The organism is Microtetraspora niveoalba, assembly GCF_001570405.1.
Classification (GTDB): domain Bacteria; phylum Actinomycetota; class Actinomycetes; order Streptosporangiales; family Streptosporangiaceae; genus Microtetraspora; species Microtetraspora niveoalba.
Map to the genome: position 1 here is coordinate 50,005 of NZ_BBYM01000039.1, position 22,713 is coordinate 72,717.

A 22,713-nucleotide genomic window follows, 5' to 3' on the forward strand; every position below is an offset into this window, starting at 1 on the left:
CACGCCCGGGGCGCCGACAAAATGCAAATTCGCGCTTCATATTGTCAGTGAATTCGCTCGAGAGCGCCTCGGGAAGCACGGAACGCCGCCGGAAATGGCATTTTTCGGGGAGTAAACGGCGACCCGGTGATCAGGCACCGGCCGGTCACCCGTCATCATGTCGCCGATCATCTCGCTGTGAAATGAGTACTTCCTTGTCTGACATCGATCTTTTCTCCCATGGCGTCATTACACCGGCCCTGGCGTACGTCATGTCCGTGCTCGGCTCGTTGATCGGGCTCATGATGGCGGGTCGGGCCCGGTCCGTCGTGGGCCTGTCCCGGCTGTGGTGGCTCGCGGGGGCGGCGTTCGCGGTCGGCGGGACCGGTGTCTGGGTGATGCACTTCGTCGCGATGCTGGGCGTGCGGGTCGAGGGCACTCCGATCCGCTACGACGTCGCCTTGACGGTCCTTTCCGCGCTGGTGGCGATCGTGGCGGCGGGAGCCGGTCTGGCCTGCGCCTTCCTCGGCGGCGGGCGGCTCGGCGCGCTGGCCGGGGGCGGACTGGTCGCCGGGCTCGGCGTGGCGGCCGCGCAGCACATCGCCCTGAAGGCCATGACGATGGCGGCGGAGGTGACCTACAACCCCGTGCTCCTCGCCGTCTCCGTGCTCGTCGCGGTGGTGGCGGCCGTCGCCGTCCTCCGGTCCGCCCTGCGCGCGCGGGGCGCGCTCGCGGTCATCGGCTCCGCCCTGGTGGCGGGCCTCCTGCTGAACGCCATGCACTACGCCGGGATGGTGTCGCTGGACGTCCGGCCGGTGGAGACGCACCTCGCCCTGACGGGCGCGCAGGCGGTCGACTTCCTGCTTCCGCTGATGGTCGGCGTCGGCCTGCTCACGATCGGCCTACTCCTGGCGGTGTTCCTGTCGCCGTCGTCGCACGAGCTACGCGAGGAGGCGGAGCTGGAGGCGATGATCGCGTCCCGGCGGGCGCGCAACGCCGACTGGCTGAGCTGATCCCCGCGGCGCGGCGCGACGACGCCGGCCGGCTGAGCCGATCCCGCGACGCCGGCCGGTTGAGCCGATCCCCGCGGCGCCGCGCCCGCGCTCGCGCGGGGGCGGGCGGAAAGGGAACGGGGAGGCAGAAGTTATTACAGTTCGTCGTGTTGAACGAAGAATGCGGCGGCATTAAGGAGAATGGCTTCCCGCGGTTTCCGGAGTGATTTACCTCTCATCCCGCGGAGTGGTCGCGCCGAATCGTCGCGGGTAAGTCGCGGGTAACTCGCGCCCGCGTGCCCTGCCGCGCCCGAGAGCCGCCCGAGAGCCGCCCGAGAGCCGCCCGAGTAGACCGTACGCTTTGTCGCCGGCCACAACCGGGCGGCACTTCTCCGTGCCCGGCCCAATTGTCGCCGGGTCGCGGCCTCGCCGACACTGGGGGACCGTTGCCCTGACCGGGAACTTTGCGTCCTGTAACACTCGTGGGAGAGACCGTGGCCGAGGCGCCGTCCATCACAGAGATCGAGACATACGGCGTCGAACGCATCGCGGACGCCGACCGTACGGCACGGCCCCTCGACCTCTTCCGGGTGGCGTTCGGCGGCGCGAACACCTTCGCCACGTGCGTGCTGGGCGCGTTCCCGATCCTGTTCGGTCTGTCGTTCTGGCAGGGCCTCGCGGCGACGCTGCTGGGTCTCGTCGTGGGCGCGCTGCTCCTCGCGCCGCTCTCGGTCTTCGGCCCGACGAACGGCACCAACAACGCCGTCTCCTCCTCGGCCCATCTCGGCGTGCACGGGCGGGTCGTCGGCTCGTTCCTGTCGCTGCTCACCGCGATCGCGTTCTTCTCGATCTCGGTGTGGTCCTCCGGGGACGCGCTCGTAGGCGGGGCCAACCGGCTCGCCGGGCTGCCTGACACCGACCTGACCTACGCCGTCGCGTACGGCGTCTTCGCCGCGCTCGTGCTCACGGTCTGCGTGTACGGCTTCCGCTTCATGCTGTTCATCAACAAGATCGCGGTGGCGGCGGCGTCGGCGCTGTTCGTCCTCGGCGTCATCGCCTTCGCGGGCGACTTCGACCCGTCGTACCCCGGCACGTTCGCGTCCACGGCCGACCCGATGTTCTGGCCGTCGTTCATCGGCGCGGCGCTGATCGTGTTGTCGAACCCCGTCTCGTTCGGCGCGTTCCTCGGGGACTGGTCGCGGTACATCCCCGCCTCGACCCCGCGCAAGCGGGTGATGACCGCGGCGTTCCTCAGCCAGATCGCGACCCTGCTGCCGTTCTTCTTCGGGTTGTCCACCGCCTCGATCATCGCGACGAAGGCGGCGCCGTACATGGACCCGGCGGCGCCGAACTACGTCGGCGGCCTGCTCGCGGTCGCTCCCACGTGGTACTTCCTCCCGGTCTGCCTGATCGCGCTGATCGGCGGCATGTCCACCGGGACCACCTCGCTGTACGGCACCGGCCTGGACTTCTCCAGCGTCTTCACCAGGTTCAGCCGGGTGCAGGCGACCGTGTTCATCGGCACGCTGTCGATCGTCTTCATCTTCATCGGCCGGTTCGCCGCGAACCTGACGGCCAGCATCTCGACCTTCGCCACGCTCATCATCACCTGCACCGCGCCGTGGATGGTGATCATGATCCTGGGCTACGTAACCCGGCGCGGCTGGTACGACCCCGACGCGCTCCAGGTCTTCAACCGCCGCCAGACCGGCGGCCGCTACTGGTTCACCCACGGCTGGAACTGGCGCGGCATGACCGCGTGGCTGGGCTCGGCGCTCGCGGCCGTCCTGTTCACCAACATCCCCGGCCAGTTCGTCGGGCCGTTCGGCGAGCTGGCGGGCGGCGTCGACATCTCGCTTCCGCTCGGCCTCGCGCTCGCCGCGATCCTCTATCTGGGCCTGTTGTCCGCCTTCCCCGAGCCGCGCGCGGTGTACGGCCCGGCTGGTCCCCGGCTGGTCCGCGCGGCCGACAGGCCGGTGCCGCCTATCGTGGACGCGGGCAGGGCCCTCGCCGAGGCGTAGGCCGTGCCAGGAGCGTCAGGGTTCCGCCACCGTCCCGGGAGAAAGCGTGATCATCGATCTGTCGGTGCCGATCGAGACCGGCATGCCCGTCTATCCCGGCGACCCGGAGGTCGAGGTCCGGCCCGCGCTCACCATGGCGGCAGAGGGCGTCAACGTCCTCGGCCTGCGCCTCGGGTCGCAGTCGGGCACCCACGTGGACGCGCCGTACCACGTGGACGACCGGCTCCCCACGCTCGACGAACTGCCGCTCGAACGCTTCGTCGGCCCGGCGGCGGTCGTCGACGCCCGTGGCCTGCCGCCCCGCTCGCCGATCCCCGCCGGCCTGGTGGCCCGGTCACTCGAGCGGGGGGCGCTCGTGCCGGGGGTGATCCTGCTGATCGCCACCGGCTGGGGCGCGCTGTGGGGGAGCGAGGACTATCCGGCCCATCCGTACCTGACCGAGGAGGCGGCCGAGCTGATCGTCCGTGCGGGGATCAGGACCGTCGGGATCGACGCGCTGAGCGTGGACCCCACCCCGGCGGAGGACTTCCCCGCCCACCGTGTGCTGTGCGGCGCGCACGCCGTCATCGCCGAGAACCTGCGGCACCTCGACCGGCTCGTGGAGCATCAGGAGGCGGGCCACGGGATCGAGGTCTCCCTGCTGCCGCTGCGCCTGCGCGGCGCGGACGGCGCGCCGGTGCGCGCCGTGGCCCGGGTGAGCCCGCGTGACGACCGCTCCGTCCCTCCCTCCGGAAGGACCGATCGGGAATGACCCGGCCTCGCCCGGCCGGCTCGCCCGACGAGCTGGGAGGAGCCCTGAACGACTATCTGGTGCCCCAGGAGTACGTCTGCTTGTGGAGCTTGAGATAGACGAACGTCTCGGTGGCCCGTACGGAGGGGATCGCGCGGATCTTCCCGAGGATCTCCAGCAGGTGGCTGTCGCCCTCGCAGACCACCTCGACCATGATGTCGACCGATCCGGCGGTCAGCACGACATAGTTGATCTCGCTTATGGAGGAGAGCTCCTGGGCGACGAGGTCGAGGTCGCCCTCGCACTTGATGCCGATCATGGCCTGGCGTGGGAAGCCCAGCGTCAGCGGGTCGGTCACCGCGACGATCTGCATGACGCCCTGGTCGAGGAGACGCTGCACGCGCTGCCGTACGGCCGCTTCGGACAACCCCACGGCTTTGCCGATCGCGGCGTACGGTTTGCGCCCGTCCGTCTGGAGCTGTTCGACGATCTGCTTGGAGATGTCGTCGAGCACCACCGGACCGGTTTTGCCGGTCGCGCGTACCTTGGGTGGAGTCGTCATCCCGGGGGAGTTCCTCTCTTGGAGGGGCCGAGTCAGGTGTGACGCACCCGCGTTACAGGCGGTTCCTGACATGTTGCCGTCCTGGTGTTACATGCTGTCAGTTCCGTCGCTTGTGTCAAGCGATTTCGTAGCAGTTTGGTATCTTCACCACGAAATCCCTTGTTATAGCCAAGTTATTCTGTCAGAGTCGCCGACAACCAGCACACCTCCAGGAGGTCATAGGTGACCACCCGTCTGCAGAACTTCGTCAATGGGAAGTTCGTCGACGCAGTGAGCGGCCGTTTCTCCGACGTGATCGATCCGACGACCGGCGAGGTCTACGCCCAGGCCCCCGTCTCGGGCCAGGAGGACGTCGACGCGGCCTACGCCGCCGCGACCGCCGCTTTCGAGACCTGGGGTCAGACCACCCCCGCGGAGCGTTCCGCCCTGCTGCTGAAGATCGCCGACGCGATCGAGGCGCGGGCCGACGAGATCAACGAGGCCGAGTGCCGGAACACCGGAAAGCCGCGCGCCCGCATGGCGGAGGACGAGACGCCCGTCGCGGCGGACCACTTCCGGTTCTTCGCCGGCGCCGCCCGGACGCTCGAAGGGCCCACCGCGGGTGAGTTCCTCGCCGACCACACGTCAATGATCCGGCACGAGCCCATCGGCGTCATCGGTCAGGTCACCCCGTGGAACTACCCCATGATGATGGCGGTCTGGAAGATCGCGCCGGCGCTCGCCGCGGGCAACACCATCGTGTTGAAGCCGTCCGACACCACCCCGGTCTCCACCGTCAAGCTCGCCGAGATCATCGGTGACATCCTCCCCGCCGGCGTCTTCAACGTCGTCACCGGCGACCGGGAGACCGGAAGCCTCGTGGTGAGCCACCCCGACGCCTCGATGGTCGCGATCACCGGCTCGGTCGGCGCGGGCATGGCGGTGGCCAGGACGGCCGCCGACGACCTCAAGCGCGTCCACCTGGAGCTCGGCGGCAAGGCCCCGGTCGTGGTGTTCGAGGACGTCAAGGACATCAAGGCCGTCGCGGAGGCGATCGCCGGAGCCGGCCTGTACAACGCCGGCCAGGACTGCACCGCCGCCTGCCGCGTGCTGGTCCAGGAGAGCATCCACGACGAGTTCGCCGCCGCGCTGGCCGAGGCCGCCGCCGCCACCCGACTGGGCGGTCTGGACGACGAGGAGGCCTACTTCGGCCCCCTGAACAACGCCAACCAGCTCGAGCGCGTCTCGTCGTTCTTCGAGCGGCTGCCGGAGCACGCCACGGTGCTGACCGGCGGTCACCGTGTCGGCGAGAAGGGCTACTTCTTCGCGCCGACCGTCGTGGACGGCCTCCAGCAGGACGACGAGATGGTGCAGAACGAGGTCTTCGGCCCCGTCATGACCGTCCAGACGTTCAGCGACGAGGCGGACGCCCTGGCCAAGGCCAACGGCGTCAAGTACGGCCTGTCGGGTTCGGTGTGGACCTCCGACCACGGCCGGGCGATGCGCATGTCCAAGCGCCTCGACTTCGGGGTGGTCTGGGTCAACACCCACATCCCGTTCGTGTCGGAGATGCCGCACGGCGGCTTCAAGCACTCCGGCTACGGCAAGGACCTTTCGGTCTTCGGGCTGCACGACTACACGCGCGTCAAGCACGTGATGCACTACATCGGCGAATAGGCCGCTCGGCACAGCCGTACGGCCTCCTGAAAGAGGGATATGCCTGGAATGACAGAGATCCAGGCGGGTACGGGGGCAGCCGGCGTGGCTGCCCCCGACCAGGTGCCCGCCATCGAGCTCGACGGGGTCGTGAAGGAGTACGTCTCACACGGCGAGGTCGTACAGGCCGTCAAGGGTGTGAGCCTGGCCATCGGCGAGGGAGAGTTCTTCTCCCTGCTCGGGCCCTCGGGGTGCGGGAAGACCACCTCGATGCGGATGATCGCGGGCTTCGAGGAGCCCACGAGGGGCGTCGTCCGGCTCCACGGCCAGGACGTCACGAACGTTCCCCCGAACAAGCGTGACGTCAACATGGTGTTCCAGTCCTACGCGCTCTTCCCCCACATGAACGTCTGGGACAACGTCGCGTTCGGACTCAAGCGCAAGAAGGTGTCGGACGACGAGGTCAGGAGCCGGGTCGGCGAGATGCTGGAGATCGTCGACCTGGTCGGCCGCGAGAAGCGGCGCCCCCGGGAGATGTCCGGCGGCCAGCAGCAGCGCGTCGCGCTCGCGCGGGCCCTGGTCAACCGGCCGCGCGCCCTCCTCCTCGACGAACCGCTCGGCGCGCTCGACCTCAAGCTGCGCCAGCACATGCAGATCGAGCTCAAGCGCATCCAGCGCGAGGTCGGCATCACGTTCGTCTACGTGACCCACGACCAGAGCGAGGCGCTCACGATGAGCGACCGCATCGCCGTCATGAACGACGGTCTCGTGGAACAACTCGCCGGCCCCCGGGAGATCTACGAGCGGCCCGCGACCAAGTTCGTAGCGGGGTTCATCGGGACGTCCAACCTGCTCAGCGGTGTCGTGCGGGCGATGAACGGGGCTTCCGCCGTGCTCGCGCTCGGTCCCGAGGACCGGGTCGTCGTCCCCATCAAGGGATCGGCGACCGAGGGGGACACCGTCGAGCTGACCGTGCGCCCGGAGAAGATCACGATCTCCACCGAGCAGCCCGAAGGCGACCTTAGCATGGTGGAAGGAACGGTCTCCGAGGTGGTCTACCTCGGCACCTACAACAGCTACGCGGTCGCTCTGGCCGGCGGCGCCGAGATCACGGTCTTCCAGCAGAACGCACACGACAGCACCACCACGGCCGAACGAGGCGACACGGTCTGGCTGTCCTGGCAGCCGCAGCACTCCTACGCGCTGCAGTAACACCCCTCGAAACGGGAGCACGAACCCCATGAGCAACCCCTCAACGCCTGATCCGGCGTTTCTCCGCGGTCTCACCCAGCGCCGCCTCGGCCGTCGTGACGCCTTCCGTGTGGCCGGTCTTTCCGCCGCCGGTCTCGCTCTCGCCGCCTGCGGGGTGCAGGGGAAGGGCGTCGCCCGGCCCACCAGCTCCGCCCAGGCCCAGTCCGAGGTGGAGAAGTACTGGGCCGGCAAGGTGAAGAACGGCCACGTCGACTTCGCCAACTGGCCGCTCTACATGGACCCCGAACACCCCGAGCTGAAGAAGTTCACCGAGCAGACCGGCATCACGGTGACCTACAAGGAGGTCATCCAGGAGACCACGAGCTGGTTCGCCAAGATCCAGCCGCAGCTCGCCGCCGGCCAGTCCATCGACTACGACCTGATGGTCGTCACCAACAGCATCCAGCTCACCCAGCTCATCAAGCTCGGCTACCTGGTGCCGCTCGACCACGAGAGGCTGCCGAACTTCGCCAAGAACGTCGGCGAGCGGTACAAGAACGAGTCGTTCGACCCCGGCAACGTGTTCACCGTGCCGTACGCCTCGGGCATGACCGGCATCGCCTACAACCCCAAGTACGTGACCACCCCGCCCACCAGCTACTCCGCGCTGTGGGACCCCAAGTACAAGGGCAAGGTCGGCATGATGGCCGACTCGCAGGAGATCGCCAACTTCGGCATGTTCGTGCTCGGCATCGACCCGGAGAAGTCCACCCCGGCCGACTGGGAGAAGGCCGCGGACAAGCTCAGGCAGCAGCGCGACTCCGGGATCGTCCGCAAGTACTACGACCAGTCGTACATCGACCCGCTGGCGAAGGGCGACATCTGGCTCTGCCAGGCATGGTCGGGCGACGTCTTCCAGAAGAACCTCTCCGACGGCACGGACCTCAAGTTCGTGATCCCCGAGGAGGGCGCCACGATCTGGACCGACAACTTCATGATCCCCAAGTCGGCCGCCAACCCCGTGGACGCGATCACGCTCATCGACTTCTTCTACCAGCCCCCCATCGCGGCCAGCCTGGCGGAGTACATCAACTACGTCACGCCGGTCCCGGCGGCGCAGGAGATCATCCGCTCCAACGCGGCGAAGGCGACGGGCGAGGACAAGAAGACGCTCGAGATGATCGCCGACAGCCCGCTGGTGTTCCCGAGCCCCGAGGTGTACGCCAAGCTGCGCACCTACCGGACGCTCGCGGACTCCGCCGAGCAGAAGAAGTTCGAGAGCATCTTCCAGCCCATCACCACCTCATGAACGAGCGGAGCGAGAAACTCGACAGGCGCGGCGCCCCCCGCTCGCGCGGCTCCCGGCCACTCGGCGAGGAGACGCCATGCGAAGGCTGAGGGCGGCGCTGACGCCGTACGCGCTGATCTTCCCCGGCGGTGTCTGGCTCGCGATCTTCTTCGTGGTCCCCACCGTGGTCATGCTCTCCCTGTCCCTGCAGTCGGGGAACGTGGCCGACGGGTTCGTCTTCACCTGGAACTGGCAGTCGTACGTCGACGGGCTGACGAACTACCACGACCAGATCATCCGCTCCCTGGTCTACGGCCTGGCCGCGACCCTGATCCAGATCGTCATCGGCTTCCCCGTGGCGTACTGGATCGCCTTCAAGGGCGGAAGGCACAAGTCCGTCTACCTCTTCCTCCTGCTGCTGCCGTTCCTCGTGTCGTTCGTCCTGCGGACGATCTCCTGGCAGTTCCTGCTGTCGGACAACGGCATGCTGCTCGGCCCGCTGAAGAACATCGGGTTGCTGCCCGGCGACTTCCGCGTCCTGGCCACGCCGTTCGCCGTGATCGGCGGCCTGGCGTACAACTTCCTGCCGTTCATGGTGCTGCCGATATACGTGGCGCTCGAACGGATCGACCCCCGGGTCCTCGAGGCGGCCAACGACCTGTACGCCGGGAAGTTCCAGACGTTCCTCCGCGTGGTGCTCCCGCTGTCGCTGCCCGGCGTGTTCGCCGGGGTGCTGATGACGTTCGTGCCCGCCAGCTCGGACTACGTCAACGCCTCGGTGCTCGGCGGCACCAACACCACGATGATCGGCAACGTCATCCAGAACCAGTACCTCGTCACGCAGGACTACCCGACGGCGTCGGCGTTGTCGTTCACGCTGATGGCGCTGCTGCTGGTCGGCATCTTCGCCTACGCCAAGGCGCTCGGGACCGAGGACGTCCTGGAGGTGGCGGCGCGATGAGACTGTTCCGCGGCCGCGGGCTGCAGATCTACACCTGGCTGGTCATCGCCTGGCTGATCGTCCCCATCGCGGTGATGGTCCTCTTCGGGTTCAACGACACGAAGGGCCGCTACAACTCCACGTTCCAGGGGTTCACCCTCAAGTGGTACGGCAAGCTCTTCGAGATCGGCGACCTGACCCAGGCGCTGGTGAACTCGCTGCTCATCGCCGTGCTGACGATGCTGATCGCGGGCGTTCTCGGCTCGCTCATCGGCCTCGCGCTCGGCCGGTACCGCTTCCGCGGTTCCGGGGCGATGAACGTCGTCATGTTCGCGGCGATCTCCTGCGCCGAGATCGTGATGGGCGCGTCCCTGCTGTCGCTGTTCGTCACCCTCGCCGTCCCGCTCGGCTTCTGGACGATCGTGATCTCGCACGTGATGTTCTCGATCTCGTTCGTGGCTATCACGGTGCGGGCCAGGGTGATGACGCTGGACGCCTCCCTGGAGGAGGCGGCCAGGGACCTCGGCGCGGGCACCTGGACCACGTTCCGCCTGGTGACACTGCCGATGATCTTCCCGGGCGTGCTGGCGGGGTCGATGCTGGCGTTCGCGCTGTCCATCGACGACTTCGTCATCACCAACTTCAACTCCGGCGGCACGGTGACGTTCCCGCTGTGGATCTGGGGATCCACGCGGGTCGGCATCCCGCCGCAGGTCAACGTGATGGGCACGCTGATCTTCGCGGCCGGACTGCTGATCGCCCTCGGCAACGCGCTCGTCGCGCGGCGCCGCCGCTAGACCCCGGCCGGCCCCCTCGCCGACGCGAGGGGGCCGGCCACACCCACATCACGGAGCATTCAGGGAGAGGTGAGATCGGAGCGAGGGGGAACCCGCGCGCGACCGGCCGTTTCGGGGTCGCGCAACCAACCAACTGAACACGTAGGGAAGTGAAAGTTGTGGATCCGCTGAAGGCTCTTGCTGACGCGGAGCGCACGCCGTACTGGCTGGACCAGCCAGGGGCACCGGAGCCGTCACCGCGGCTCACCAACGACACCACCGCCGACCTGGCCGTCGTCGGAGGTGGATTCTCCGGTCTGTGGACCGCGCTGATGGCCAAGGAGAGAGACCCCTCGCAGGATGTGGTCCTGCTGGAGGGCAAGAGCGTCGGCTGGGCCGCCTCCGGCCGCAACGGAGGCTTCTGCGCCGCCAGCATCACCCACGGACTGTCCAACGGCATGGCCCGCTGGCCCGACGAGCTCCCCACCCTGGAACGTCTCGGGCGGGAGAACCTCGACGAGATCGAGGCGTCCGTCGAGCGGTACGGCATCCGCTGCTCGTTCGAGCGGACCGGCGAGATGAACGTCGCCACCGAGGAATGGCAGCTCGACGGGCTGCGCGAGGCCGAGCGGGCCGCGCGGGAGCTCGGTTCGGACCAGCTCTATCTCGACCGCGACCAGGTGCGCGCCGAGGTGGACTCGCCGACCTATCTGGGCGCGCTGTGGCAGCGGGACTCCGTCGCGATGGTGGACCCGGCCCGGCTCGCCTGGGGACTGCGGGACGCCTGCCTGCGGATGGGCGTGCGCATCTACGAGAACACGCCGGCCAGATCGATCTCCGACGAGGGGGACCGGCTGGAGATCGCCACCCCGCACGGCGCCGTCCGGGCCCGCCGGGTGGCCCTGGGCACCGGCGTCTTCCCCCCGCTGCTGCGCCGCCTGCGGCACTTCCTGGTCCCGGTGTACGACTACGTCCTGATGACGGAGCCGCTGCCCGACGACAAGCTGGCCCGGATCGGCTGGCGCAACCGGCAGGGCATCGGCGACTCGGCCAACCAGTTCCACTACTACCGGCTGACCGACGACAACCGCATCCTGTGGGGCGGCTACGACGCCGTCTACCACAACGGGGGGCTGATCAAGGCCGGGTACGACCAGCGGGACGAGACCTTCGAGAAGCTGGCGCGGCACTTCTTCGACACGTTCCCGCAGCTCGAAGGCGTCCGCTTCACGCACAGGTGGGGCGGGGTGATCGACACCTGCAGCCGGTTCGCCGCCTTCTACGGCACCGCGTACGGCTCCCGCCTCGCGTACGCGGCCGGATACACCGGCCTGGGCGTGGGGGCCACCAGGTTCGGGGCCAACGTCATGCTGGACCTGCTCGGCGGCGAGGAGACCGAACGCACCCGGCTGCGGATGGTGCGGACCAAGCCGGTGCCGTTCCCGCCGGAGCCGGCGCGTTCGGGGGTCATCCAGCTCACCCGCTGGTCGATCGCGCGCGCCGACGCCCACGAGGGGCGGCGCAACCTCTGGCTGCGCACCCTCGACGCGCTGGGGCTCGGCTTCGACTCCTGACGGACCGTCCGTTCCCCCGGCTCCCGCGCGGGAGCCGGGGGAACGTCCGTCAGCGGCCCAGCGTGGCGCGGAGCGCGTCGAGCACCGAGGCGTCCTCGATGGTGGAGGGCACCGGCTCGTCGGCTCCCTCGGCGATGCCGCGCATCGTCTTGCGCAGGATCTTCCCGGACCGGGTCTTAGGCAGCCCGGACACCACGTCCACCCGCTTGAGCGCCGCGACCGCGCCGACCTGCTCGCGCACCCTCGCGACCAGCTCGGCGCGCAGCATGTCGTGGTCGGCGGACACCCCGCTCTTGAGCACCACGAAGCCGCGCGGGACCTGCCCCTTGAGCTGGTCGGCCACGCCGATCACCGCGCACTCGGCGACCGCCGGGTGCGTGGCGAGCGCGGCCTCCATGGCGCCCGTCGAGAGCCGGTGCCCGGCGACGTTGATCACGTCGTCGGTCCGGCCCATCACGAACAGGTAGCCGTCCTCGTCGAGGTAGCCGCCGTCGCCGGTCAGATAGTGGCCGGGGAACGCGGACAGGTACGACGCGACGTACCGCTCGTCGTCCTCCCAGAGCGTCGGCAGGGCGCCTGGCGGGAGCGGCAGCCGCACGCAGATCGCGCCCTCCTCGCCCGGGCCGCACGGCTCGCCCCCCTGGCGGAGGACGCGCACGTCGTATCCGGGGACCGGCACGGTGGGGGAGCCCGGCTTCACCGGCATCGGGTCCAGCCCGCGCAGGTTGGCGGCGATGGCCCAGCCCGTCTCGGTCTGCCACCAGTGGTCGATCACCGGCACGCCGAGCCGCTCCGCCGCCCAGTGGTAGGTGTCGGGGTCGAGCCGTTCCCCTGCGAGGAAGAGCGTCCGCAACGACGAAATATCGTACTTTTCCAGCATTTCGGCGGACGGATCGTCGCGCCTGATCGCCCGGATCGCCGTCGGCGCGGTGAACAGCGCGTTCACCCCGTGGTCCGCGACCACCCTCCAGTACGCCCCGGCGTCGGGCGTGCCCACCGGCTTGCCCTCGTAGAGCACGGTGGTCGCGCCCAGCAGCAGCGGGCCGTACACGATGTAGGAGTGCCCGACGACCCAGCCGACGTCGGAGGCCGCCCAGAACACCTCGCCCGGGCTCGTGCCGTACACGTTGCGCATGCTCCACAGCAGCGCGACCGCGTGGCCGCCGTTGTCCCGCACGACGCCCTTCGGCTTCCCGGTCGTCCCGCTGGTGTAGAGGATGTAGAGCGGGTCGATGGCCGCCACCGGCACGCAGCCGACCGGCTCGGCCGCCGCCATCGCCTCGTCCCAGTCGACGTCGCGGCCCTCGCGCAGCTCGGCGCGCTCCTGCGGGCGCTGCAGGATCACGCAGTGGCGCGGCGCGTGCGCGGAGAGGTCGAGCGCCGCGTCCAGCATCGGCTTGTACGGGACGATCCGGGCCGGCTCGACGCCGCACGACGCGGAGACGACGACCTTGGGCCGCGCGTCCTCCAGCCGAAGGGCGAGCTCCTTGGGGGCGAAACCGCCGAAGACGACGGAGTGGACGGCCCCGAGGCGGGCGCAGGCGAGCATCGCCACCACCGCCTCCGGCACCATCGGCATGTAGACGACCACCCGGTCGCCCTTCGACACGCCGAGGCCGCGCAGCACACCCGCGAACCGCGCCACCCGGTCGAGCAGCTCCGCGTACGTGAAACGGCGGCACGTACCCGTCACCGGGCTGTCGTGGACGAGGGCGAGCCGGTCGCCGTGCCCCGCCTCGACGTGCCGGTCGAGCGCGTTGTGACAGGTGTTCAGCTCTCCGCCGGGAAACCAGCGGTAGAAGGGCGGACGGCTGGAGTCGAGGGCGCGATCCGGTTCGCGATGCCAGGTGACGGCGGACGCCGCCTCCATCCAGAAGCCTTCAGGATCCTCGACACTGCGCGCATGGACGTCGGCGTACGGCATGCGCCCCATTTTCACCCTGCTCGCGTCAGCGGTCGAGACCTGTCAGCCAACGCAGCGGGTTGTGGTGGGTGATCAGCTCGACGACGTCCGGGCCGGTCCCGGCGGCGCCCAGCGCGGGCACCACCTCGTCGAACAGCCGGCCGTACCCGCGCCCGCCGTAGGCCCGCAGGTGCCCCTGCCGGGACACTCCCGCGCTGATCAGGACGCGCGCCGCGTGACCCGCCTCCACCAGCGCCAACGCGTGCTCGGCCTCGGTCACCGCGACGTACGCGCCGGACTCCGCGATCTTGCGCTGGACGAGCGGGTCGGCGGCGCGGGCGCTCAGCCGGGCGGGCGGGAGGCCCTCGGCGAGCAGGCTCTCCAGCACGTCGAGGCCGTCCGCGGCCACCGGAAGGTCGGTGCGGGCGGACGCCCGAGCGGCGGCGGTGATCGCGCGCGCCTCCGCCGGGGTCGGCCGCTCGTCCCAGGCGGCGGCCACGATGACGCCCGGACGCGCGGCGGTGCCGTCGAGACCGGTGCCGATCTCCTTGAGCAGGTCGGCGGTGAGGTCGTCCACGCCGTACCGGCGGATCAGGTCGCCGCTGAACGGCTCCGGTGCGAACCCGGTCGCGGCGACGACCGCGATCCTGGCCGCCGTGGCGACGCGCGCCAGCGCGGCCACGTCACGTCCCATGCCGAGACAGGTGTGCTCGACGACCAGGGCGAGCCCCTGCTCGCGGCCGAGCCCGGCCAGCTCCGAGGTGACGTGCGTCTCCTCGTCCAGCCACCGGTACGGATCGGACTCGCCGCCCGTCCCCCAGCGGGTGTCGGTGCGCAGATGCTCGCCGGGAAGGACGGCCCCCTGGATCAGGGAGACGGGCAGGGCGCCCGTGACGGTCTGGACACGGGGGAAGTACGCCTCAGACATGCCGGGACACTAGCGGATGTTTCCCCTGGCGAGCGACCCGGAGGGGGTGGACGGCAGGGCCCGGGCCGGACGGCTCCGCGTGGCGGCCGCCGCCATCGCGAGCACGAGCACGACCTCGGAGAGCACCAGGGCGCGCTCGGCGAGGCCGGAGAACGGCGCGACGCCGGTCAGCGCGACGGCGGGCGAGCCGGGGCCTCCGATCAGGAACGCCGCCAGGACGAGCACGGAGGCCAGGCTGAGCGCGTTGAGCACCCGGCCGGCCGTCCGCCAACCGGGCAGCGTCCTGGTCTGCCTGGCCAGGATCCAGGCCGCGCACGGCAGGCCGGTGAACACCAGCGCCGTCGACCAGCGGCCGATCTCGCCCGCGGACGGTCCGTCGGCCCCGGGGAACACCGCGGTCAGCACCAGCGCCACCGAGACGCCCGCGAGCAGCACCCGCGCCGCCGCGCTCCGGGCCGGCTCCACCCGGGCCAGGGCGCGGGTCAGCCCGGCCGTACCCGCCGCCAGCGAGAGGACGCCGAGCGCGAGCAGCGGGCCCGCCCCGTCCACCCCGGCGTAGCCGTCGACCAGGCCGGTCATCGGGTCCACCACCCCCGCATAGGCCACGTGCAGCCAGATCATGACGCTGAGAGCGAGGATCGGACCCGCGACCGCGATCCGTCCACCCGTTCCGCCCACCGTTTCCAACCCCTCGCCGAGACTCGTCCGTGGCCCCCGCCCGGCCGTGGCGGGTACGGGGGACCGGATCAGAGCGTGCTCCACATCGCCGGCCGCGGCCATCGGGGATCACCCTGAAACGGGCGGGGATTCCCCGATCCCGGACTCAGGGACGCGCCTCAGCTCATCGTCTTGCCGCCGTTGACCGCGAGCCGCTGCCCGGTGACGAAACGGGCGCCGGGCGAGACGAGGAACGCCACGGCCTCGGCGACGTCGGCGGGCACGCCCATGTGGCCCGCGGCCACGCCGTCCAGGTAGCCGGCGTAGTCCTCCGCCGGGACGTCCGCGTGCCGCTCCACCGGGATCCACCCCGGCTCCACCGTGTTCACGGTGATCCCGTACGGGCCCAGCTCGCGGGCCCACGACCGGGTGAGGCCGTGCATCGCGGCCTTCGCCGACACGTAGTGCCCGAACTCGGGGTTACCGAGGTCGGCGACCTCGCTGCCGATGTTGACGACGCGGCCCGCCCCCGCCTCGCGCATGCCGGGCAGCACGGCCTGCAGGATCAGCAGCGGCGCCTTCACGAAGAATCTGAGCTGGTCGAGATGGTCGTCCCAGGTCTGCTTCTCCACCGGCGTCAGCGGTTGCGGGCCGGTCGCGTTGTTCACCACGACGTCCACCCGGCCGATCCCGGCCACGCCCCGCCGTACGGACTCCTCGTCGGTCACGTCGAAGCGGGCGAGCCGGGCCGAGCCGCCGGCGGCGCGGATCCGCTCGACGACGGCGGAGGCCCCGGCGGTGTCGTGGGCGTAGTTCACGGCGACGTCCCAGCCGTCGGCGGCCAGCCGCCCGGCGATCGCGGCGCCGAGGCCCCGGGACGCGCCGGTGACGAGTGCGGTACCCATCGGGCTCCTCTCGATCGGGGAGGAGCCGCCGCGCGACGCCCGCGCCGGCAGGCCGCGTCCCGGCCGCGTGCGGCCCGGCGGCGATCTCCTCCGTCTGCGGGCACGACCCTCTCACAGGATCGTGGGAGCGCTTCCATTGAAGCTCTCCGTCGCCGGACCCCGGCCGGACGAGGGACGACTTGGGTTTCACTTGGAGTGGCGATTTAGTGATCCGCAATCGGCCTCGGCCATCCTCGTTCCCCATGAGAACTCTGCAGCCGGAAGACGCCGGATACGAACAGGAGACGAGCGGGTTCAACCTCGCGATCGCGCACCGCCCCGACGTGGTGGTGCCGGCCGAGTCGGCCGAGGACGTGATCGCCGCCGTCCGCCACGCCGCCGACGCGGGCCTGCCCGTCGCGGTCATGGGCGCGGGGCACGCGCCGGGCCTGCCCGCTGAGGGCGGTCTCCTCATCACGACGCGCAGGATGAACGGCGTCACGATCGACGCCACCGCGCGCACCGCGCGGGTCGAGGGCGGAGCCCGCTGGGCCGACGTCATCGGCCCGGCCTCCGAGCACGGCCTGGCCGCCCTGTCCGGTTCGTCCCCGGGGGTCGGCGTGGTCGGGTACACCCTCGGCGGCGGGATCGGACTCATGTCGCGCACGTACGGCTTCGCCGCCGACCGCGTACGCGCGCTGGAGGTCGTGACCGCCGACGGGCGGCTCAGGCAGGTGGACGCCGACCAGGAGGCCGACCTGTTCTGGGCGCTCAGGGGCGGCAAGGTCACCCTGGGCGTCGTCACGTCGATGACGTTCGACCTCCTGCCGCAGGCGAGCGTCTTCGCGGGCAGCCTGATCTACCCCGGCGACGCGGCACGCCAGGTCTTCGCCGCGTACCTCGACTGGACGCGCGGCCTGACCGAGGAGACGACGACCTCCGTGGCGCTGCTGCGCCCGCCGGGCGCACCGCCCGTGGTCGCGGTCAGGGTCGTCCACACCGGCGCAGATGGCGACCGGGTGGTCGCCCCCATGCGGGCGGCGGCGCCGGTCCTGGCCGACGATCTCCGCGACATGCCGTACCGGGACACGCACCTGGTCTACAACGACCCCGAGGGGCCGATGCCCTCGTGGGGGCGGGGCGTCCTCCTCGACGACGTCGACGTGGACGCCGTGCTCGCCGCCGCCGACGAGTCGCTGGTGATCGTCGAGATCCGCCACCTCGGGGGAGCGATGGCACACGACGCGGGGAACGCCGTCGGATGGCGGGACGCCGCCTACTGCCTGTCCACCCACACGATCGCCTCGCCCGAGGGAGCCAAGGCGGGTGACACCCTGATGTCGGTGGCCGGTCCGCGTCCCGCCCCGGTCAACTTCCTGGGGCTGACGGGTGACGCGCTGCGCGAGCAGCTCAGGGGCGCGTGGCAGCCGGAGACGGTCCGGCGGCTGGCGGAGATCCGTCGTGCCTACGACCCTTCGGGGGTCTTCCGCTTCGGTCACCCGGTGGAGTGAAACCGCGCCCCGGGGCTCGTCGGACGGGGACCCCGCCGTGCCGTACCGCGCAGGTCAGGGACGCCGTGCGAGGATCGTCGGCGGGGGTGAGCCACATGCGCGTAGTGATCGCGGGAGGTCACGGCAAGATCGCACTCCGGCTGGAACGGCTGCTCGCCGCGCGCGGCGACGAGCCCGTGGGGCTGGTACGCGATCCCGATCACGCGGACGACGTCCGGGCGGCCGGCGCGGAGCCCGTGCTGTGCGATCTCGAACGGACCCGGCCGGAGGAGGTGGCCGAGACCCTGCTCGGGGCCGGGGCGGTGGTCTTCGCCGCGGGAGCCGGGCCGGGCAGCGGCGCGGCGCGGAAGGAGACGGTGGACCACCGCGCGTCGGTCCTGCTCGCGGACGCCGCCGAGCGGGCCGGGGTGCGGCGCTTCATCCAGATCTCCACGATCGGGGCGGGCGCGCCGCCACCGCCGGGGAGCGACGAGGTCTGGGCCGCCTACATCGACGCGAAGACCGCGGCCGAGGAGGACCTGCGCGCCCGGACCACCCTCAACTGGACCATCCTTCGTCCCAGCCGGCTGACGGACGACAAGGGGACCGGCCTGGTCACCCTCGCGGACGTGCCGCTGTCGCAGCACGATCCGGTGCCCAGGGACGACGTCGCCGCCGTCATCGCGGGACTCCTGGACACGCCGGAGACCCGGCACCGGGTCCTCGAAGTGGTGGGCGGGGGCACCCCCATCCCGCTGGCGATCCGGATCCTGCTCTTCCGCTGACGCGGCCCGGGCGCCTACGCGCCGACGGCGGCGGGGGCAGCCGGGGTGTCGAGGCGCAGGTGGCGCAGCGCACGCCGGAAGCCCCACACGGACACGGCGATCGCCAGGCCGGTGATCGCCACCATGGCCACGGTGCGCAGCAGCAGGAAGCCGCCGATCGACTCGTTCAGCAGCAGCCAGATGTTCCCGGCCGAGTTCGCGATCAGCACGAACGCCCACAGGAGGGTGACCCGGACGAAGAACTGCCTGACCCGCTCGTGCGTGAGCACGAACGCGGGCAGGTGGACGTAGTCCTGCGCGAGCCTGGCCAGCAGCGGGCGGCGCAGCCGTATGGTCGCGAGGAGGATCAGCCCGAGACAGATCGTCCCGACTTCGGGCTGGATGAAGTAGACGACGGCGCTGCCGGTCCACAGGCCGAGCGCGGCCTGGGCCGTGATCGCGACGGCGGTCAGGGCCATCGTGCCGGGAACGCGCCTGCGCCGGACGACGCGCCAGAGCATGCCCAGGTAGACCCAGGCCATGGCCGCGGCGAGCGCCCCGTTGAGGCCGATCAGGCTGAGGGCGGCGTAGAAGACGGCGAGCGGGGCGAACACCCCTTCGATCAGCATCGGCACCGCCTGTCTCAGCAGGGACGGCAGGTGCGGCAGGGTGAAGGGCGGATGGTCCATGACTCTCCCTGGGATGGCGGCGCGCCCCGTTGACCTCGCGGTCACCCCGCGAGGCGTGGTACGCGTCGCTCCGGGCGGCCTGCGCCGTCGGCCCCCGTGGTGTTCGACCAGGGACGACAGCCCTTCTGTGCAGAGTTTTGTAGAAAAAAAACCTGCTATATGTCCGATTCAACGGCGGTGAACACGCCGCTATTCCGGCGGGTCCGTTCCTCGGGAGAGATCTCGTCGGCGACCGGAGGTCGCCGACGTCAGAGACTGGAGGTCGCCAGCTTCGCCCCGAAGCCCAGGAACAGCGCGCCGACGCCGGCGGTCAGCCCGGCCGACAACCTGCGCCGCCGCCGGAACTGCGCGGAGACGAACGTGCCGCCGAAGATCAGCATCGACAGGTAGAGCGCGCTGAAGATCTGCGTGATCACGCCCAGGATGAGGAACGAGACGGCCGGCGCGCCGTACGACGGGTCCACGAACTGGATGAAGAACGAGACGAAGAACAGGATCGCCTTCGGGTTGAGAAGGCTGATCACCAGCGCCCTCCGGAACGGGTCCCGGGTGTCCTGCGGCGCGCCGTCCGTGGCGGCGGTGGCGGCCGTCGCCGCGGTCGCGTCGGCGTTCCCCGGGATGCGCGTCTCCTCGACCGCGAGCCGGGCGGCGGATGCCGTCCTGGCGGCGCGGCGGGAGCGCCACGTCGTCCAGGCGCCGCGCAGCATGCCGAACCCGATCCATGCCAGATAGGCCGCGCCGGCGTACTTGACGATGTTGAACAGCGTCGGGTTCGACTTGAGCAGGGAGGCCACGCCGGCGGCGGACAGCACCATCAGCACCGTGTCGCCGAGAAAGACGGCCAGGGCCGCCCGGTAGCCCTTGCGTACGCCCCGCTGGGCCGCGGTGGACAACACGTACAGCGAGTTCGGGCCGGGCAGCAGGACGATCAGGAACGCGCCGACGGCGTACGTCCAGATGTCGGTGATGCCAAAGAACATGAGGCACGCTCCGATTCGAGTTCACGGTGACGGACCGCCGACTGCCGACCGGGAAATCGCGCCCGCGTTAATCCGCGAAAGATGACATATCACGTTATGTCCCCACAGGATTACGGCGCCCCCGGATGGAATGCTGGAGCCGTCGGAGGCCGGAGGCGGAAATACCTATTGACCCTACGGGAATAGTGGGAAGATTCTGGGGGCATGAGCCTTTGGACGCCTGATCCCACGTTCTATCCCTCGCCACGGGACGCCGCTGCCGCCCCCCGCGAGAAGCTGGCCTACGTCGCCGCCTTCGACCGGTCCGCCGAGAGGCCGGACGCGCTGGTCGTCCTCGACACCGATCCCGACTCCCCGGCGTACGGCGCGGTGGTCGGCTGGACGGACCTTCCGTACACGGGCGACGAGCTCCACCACTTCGGGTGGAACGCGTGCAGCAGCGCCCTGTGCCCCAACGCGCCGCACCCGCATGTCGAGCGCCGCTACCTGATCGTGCCGGGGTTGCGCTCCTCACGGATCTACGTCTACGACACCAAGGGACGGGTCAGCCCCGAACTGGTCAAGGTCATCGAACCCGAGGAACTGGGCAAACGCGCCGGATACTCCCGGCCGCACACCGTGCACTGCGGCCCCGAAGGACTGTACGTCTCGGCGCTCGGCGGCTTCGGTGAGGACGGCCCCGGCGGCATCGCGCTGCTCGACCACACCTCGTTCGAGGTGATCGGCCGGTGGGAGGCCGATCGCGGGCCGCAGCACCTCGCCTACGACTTCTGGTGGCACATCAACCACGACGTGCTGGTGAGCTCCGAATGGGGCACGCCGTCCATGGTCGAGGACGGCCTGGTCGGCGAGCTGCTGCTCGGCCGCCGGTACGGCCACCGCCTCCACTTCTGGGATCTCCGCAGGCGCAGGCACGTCCAGGAGATCGACCTCGGCGACCAGCACCAGATGGTCCTGGAGCTGCGCCCCGCCCACGACCCGACCAGGACGTACGGCTTCGCCGGGGTCGTCACCAACGTGGAGGACCTGTCCGCCTCGATCTGGGTCTGGCACCGCGAGGGCTCCAGGTGGGAGGCCAGGAAGGTCATCCACATCCCGGCCGAGCCCGCCTCCGCCGACGACCTGCCCGACCTGCTCAAGCCGTTCGGGGCGGTGCCGCCGCTGGTGACCGACATCGACCTGTCCGTGGACGACCGGCACCTGTACGTGTCCTGCTGGGGAACCGGCGAGCTGAAGCGCTACGACGTCTCCGACCCCTTCGCGCCCGTCGAGACCGGCTCCCTGCGCATCGGCGGCGTCGTCCGCCGCGCCCCCCACCCGGCGGCGCCGTACGAGCCGCTCGCGGGCGGGCCGCAGATGATCGAGGTCAGCCGCGACGGGCGGCGCGTCTACGTCACCAACTCCCTGTACGGCGCGTGGGACGACCAGTTCTACCCCGACGGGGTCGGCGCGTGGATGGCCAAGGTCGACACCGAGACGTTCACGTTCGACGAGCGGTTCTTCCCGCACGGCGACGACTTCCGGGGCCTGCGGCCGCACCAGACCCGGTTGCAGGGCGGCGACGCCTCCTCGGACTCCTACTGCTACCCATGACGCTGACCGCGGTCATCCTGCTGGGCGCCTTCCACGGGATCAATCCCGCGATGGGCTGGCTGTTCGCCGTGGCCAGGGGGTTGCAGGAGCGCAGCCGCGACCGGCTGCTGCAGTCCCTCCCGGTGATCGCGCTCGGCCATCTCGCCTCCGTGGCCCTGGTGGCGCTGGTCGTCGGCGCCACCGGATCCCTGGTGACGGGCACCGCGCTGTCGATCGGCGCGGGTGTGGTGCTCGTCGCGTTCGGCCTGTGGCGGCTGCTGTCCACACGGCACTTCCGCTGGGTCGGGATGCGGCTGTCGCTCGGCCAGCTCGCCGCCTGGTCGTTCCTCATGTCGTCCGCGCACGGCGCCGGCCTCATGCTGCTGCCCGTACTGACCCGCATCCCGGCCGGTCACCACGGCCACGCGATGTCCGGCGGCCTGTTCGTGGCCGGGGTGCACACGCTCGCCATGTTCGTGACGGCGGGCGTCGTCGCCCTCGTGGTGTACGAGTTCGCCGGGCTGACGGTCCTGCGCAGGGCCTGGTTCAACCTGGACAGGATGTGGGCCGCCGCGCTGGTCGGCGCGGGCGTGTTCACCCTCGTCCAGGCGACCTTGTGACCCGGCGCGGCATCGTGAGGGCATGGTGACAGGGGGGATGCCTTGCCGTTGTAATCCGGCGGAAGCGCCTGTGGTCGCGGTGCGGCGATGAGGCGTTGTGACCTTGGTGCAGCGATTCCCAAGCCCGGTTCAAGTGACGGCTTAGTCCCGATCAAGTCGCGATCTCTACGTTCTCCTCAGGTGCTCGGCCGATCGCCGGGGACCCGGTGATGTCACCTTCCTCGCCGCCTGGGAGAACGTGGACATTCCTCTCCCGCAGGGACGTGGACGGCACCGCATCCTGAGGATGGAAGGGAACCCGGTGCCGGAGATCAGGCTTGCCCCTTCGCCATCGACAACGCCGAGCCTTCAGAGGGCGCGCTCGCCATCGACGGCACGGAAATGTCTGGGGATGTGCGCTGGGCCGGGATCTGTGGCGCTGTCCTTGCCTTCGAGGGTGCCGGACTGTGTGGCGGTGCGTTGACCGATGACGGTGCGGAGCTGTCTGGGGATGCGCTCGTCTTCGATGGTGCCGAGCGGTGTGGGGATGTGCGCTGGG

20 protein-coding genes are annotated in these 22,713 nt (G+C 70.3%); 13 read left to right on the forward strand and 7 right to left on the reverse strand.

Translation table 11 applies throughout. The features are described 5' to 3' along the window. Positions 1-194 precede the first annotated feature (194 nt). From AWQ70_RS31325 to AWQ70_RS31335, 3 genes are all read left to right on the forward strand, one after another. Positions 195-992 (forward strand): MHYT domain-containing protein, encoded by a 798-nt coding sequence (locus AWQ70_RS31325; RefSeq protein WP_169808772.1) that lies wholly within the window; start codon positions 195-197, stop codon positions 990-992. A gap of 461 nt (positions 993-1,453) precedes the next feature. Beyond that, positions 1,454-2,992: a purine-cytosine permease family protein gene (locus tag AWQ70_RS31330; RefSeq protein WP_245647236.1), complete on the forward strand. Its 1,539-nt coding sequence runs from the start codon at positions 1,454-1,456 to the stop codon at positions 2,990-2,992. A gap of 46 nt (positions 2,993-3,038) precedes the next feature. After that, positions 3,039-3,743: a cyclase family protein gene (locus tag AWQ70_RS31335; protein ID WP_084518013.1), complete on the forward strand. Its 705-nt coding sequence runs from the start codon at positions 3,039-3,041 to the stop codon at positions 3,741-3,743. Between the two features lie 52 nt (positions 3,744-3,795). On the opposite strand, the gene AWQ70_RS31340 is transcribed toward AWQ70_RS31335, so the two are convergent. Beyond that, complete coding sequence (locus tag AWQ70_RS31340) at positions 3,796-4,284, reverse strand: Lrp/AsnC family transcriptional regulator (RefSeq protein WP_067184182.1); 489 nt, start codon at positions 4,282-4,284, stop codon at positions 3,796-3,798. Between the two features lie 222 nt (positions 4,285-4,506). Here AWQ70_RS31340 and AWQ70_RS31345 point away from each other — a divergent pair, with 222 nt between their 5' ends. The 6 genes from AWQ70_RS31345 to AWQ70_RS31370 all read left to right on the forward strand — a co-directional run bounded on the left by AWQ70_RS31345 (position 4,507) and on the right by AWQ70_RS31370 (position 11,688). Then, the gene (locus AWQ70_RS31345) at positions 4,507-5,940 is read left to right on the forward strand and encodes a gamma-aminobutyraldehyde dehydrogenase (RefSeq protein ID WP_067184185.1); all 1,434 of its coding nucleotides are present in this window, start codon (positions 4,507-4,509) and stop codon (positions 5,938-5,940) included. Between the two features lie 48 nt (positions 5,941-5,988). Further along, positions 5,989-7,131, forward strand: coding sequence for an ABC transporter ATP-binding protein (locus AWQ70_RS31350; protein WP_067184188.1), 1,143 nt, complete (start codon positions 5,989-5,991; stop codon positions 7,129-7,131). 28 nt (positions 7,132-7,159) lie between these two features. Further along, complete coding sequence (locus AWQ70_RS31355) at positions 7,160-8,419, forward strand: polyamine ABC transporter substrate-binding protein (protein WP_067184191.1); 1,260 nt, start codon at positions 7,160-7,162, stop codon at positions 8,417-8,419. Between the two features lie 76 nt (positions 8,420-8,495). Then, complete coding sequence (locus AWQ70_RS31360; RefSeq protein ID WP_067184194.1) at positions 8,496-9,359, forward strand: ABC transporter permease; 864 nt, start codon at positions 8,496-8,498, stop codon at positions 9,357-9,359. Beyond that, positions 9,356-10,135 carry an ABC transporter permease gene (locus AWQ70_RS31365; RefSeq protein ID WP_067184198.1) on the forward strand — a complete coding sequence of 260 codons (780 nt, stop codon included), beginning with the start codon at positions 9,356-9,358 and terminating at the stop codon, positions 10,133-10,135. The genes AWQ70_RS31360 and AWQ70_RS31365 overlap by 4 nt, the downstream gene beginning before the upstream one ends. A 158-nt stretch (positions 10,136-10,293) precedes the next feature. After that, positions 10,294-11,688 (forward strand): NAD(P)/FAD-dependent oxidoreductase, encoded by a 1,395-nt coding sequence (locus AWQ70_RS31370; protein ID WP_067184201.1) that lies wholly within the window; start codon positions 10,294-10,296, stop codon positions 11,686-11,688. A 49-nt stretch (positions 11,689-11,737) separates the two neighbouring features. Here AWQ70_RS31370 and AWQ70_RS31375 read toward each other — a convergent pair whose 3' ends face one another. The 4 genes from AWQ70_RS31375 to AWQ70_RS31390 are packed head-to-tail and all read right to left on the reverse strand — an operon-like array spanning position 11,738 to position 16,081. After that, on the reverse strand, positions 11,738-13,621 hold the full coding sequence (locus AWQ70_RS31375) for a propionyl-CoA synthetase (protein ID WP_084518015.1): 1,884 nt from the start codon (positions 13,619-13,621) through the stop codon (positions 11,738-11,740). A 16-nt stretch (positions 13,622-13,637) separates the two neighbouring features. Beyond that, a complete protein-coding gene (locus AWQ70_RS31380) occupies positions 13,638-14,519 on the reverse strand; it encodes a phosphotriesterase family protein (RefSeq protein WP_067184206.1) in 882 nt (293 codons plus the stop codon). Between the two features lie 9 nt (positions 14,520-14,528). Continuing rightward, positions 14,529-15,299, reverse strand: coding sequence for a DUF998 domain-containing protein (locus AWQ70_RS31385; protein WP_084518016.1), 771 nt, complete (start codon positions 15,297-15,299; stop codon positions 14,529-14,531). A 56-nt stretch (positions 15,300-15,355) separates the two neighbouring features. Then, positions 15,356-16,081: an SDR family oxidoreductase gene (locus tag AWQ70_RS31390; protein WP_067184212.1), complete on the reverse strand. Its 726-nt coding sequence runs from the start codon at positions 16,079-16,081 to the stop codon at positions 15,356-15,358. Between the two features lie 242 nt (positions 16,082-16,323). On the opposite strand from AWQ70_RS31390, the gene AWQ70_RS31395 reads away from it, so the two are divergent. Together AWQ70_RS31395 and AWQ70_RS31400 are read left to right on the forward strand one after the other, a co-directional pair. Continuing rightward, positions 16,324-17,571, forward strand: coding sequence for an FAD-binding oxidoreductase (locus AWQ70_RS31395; protein ID WP_067184215.1), 1,248 nt, complete (start codon positions 16,324-16,326; stop codon positions 17,569-17,571). 95 nt (positions 17,572-17,666) lie between these two features. Continuing rightward, positions 17,667-18,335: an SDR family oxidoreductase gene (locus AWQ70_RS31400; protein WP_067184219.1), complete on the forward strand. Its 669-nt coding sequence runs from the start codon at positions 17,667-17,669 to the stop codon at positions 18,333-18,335. 14 nt (positions 18,336-18,349) lie between these two features. On the opposite strand, the gene AWQ70_RS31405 is transcribed toward AWQ70_RS31400, so the two are convergent. Further along, positions 18,350-19,003 (reverse strand): VC0807 family protein, encoded by a 654-nt coding sequence (locus AWQ70_RS31405; protein WP_067184222.1) that lies wholly within the window; start codon positions 19,001-19,003, stop codon positions 18,350-18,352. 248 nt (positions 19,004-19,251) lie between these two features. Further along, entirely contained in the window at positions 19,252-19,983 is a 732-nt protein-coding gene (gene leuE, locus AWQ70_RS31410) for a leucine efflux protein LeuE (protein WP_067184224.1), read from the reverse strand. A gap of 204 nt (positions 19,984-20,187) precedes the next feature. On the opposite strand from leuE, the gene AWQ70_RS31415 reads away from it, so the two are divergent. Continuing rightward, entirely contained in the window at positions 20,188-21,576 is a 1,389-nt protein-coding gene (locus AWQ70_RS31415) for a selenium-binding protein SBP56-related protein (protein WP_067184226.1), read from the forward strand. Beyond that, the gene (locus AWQ70_RS31420; protein ID WP_067184228.1) at positions 21,573-22,175 is read left to right on the forward strand and encodes a hypothetical protein; all 603 of its coding nucleotides are present in this window, start codon (positions 21,573-21,575) and stop codon (positions 22,173-22,175) included. The genes AWQ70_RS31415 and AWQ70_RS31420 overlap by 4 nt, the downstream gene beginning before the upstream one ends. Positions 22,176-22,713: the final 538 nt, after the last annotated feature.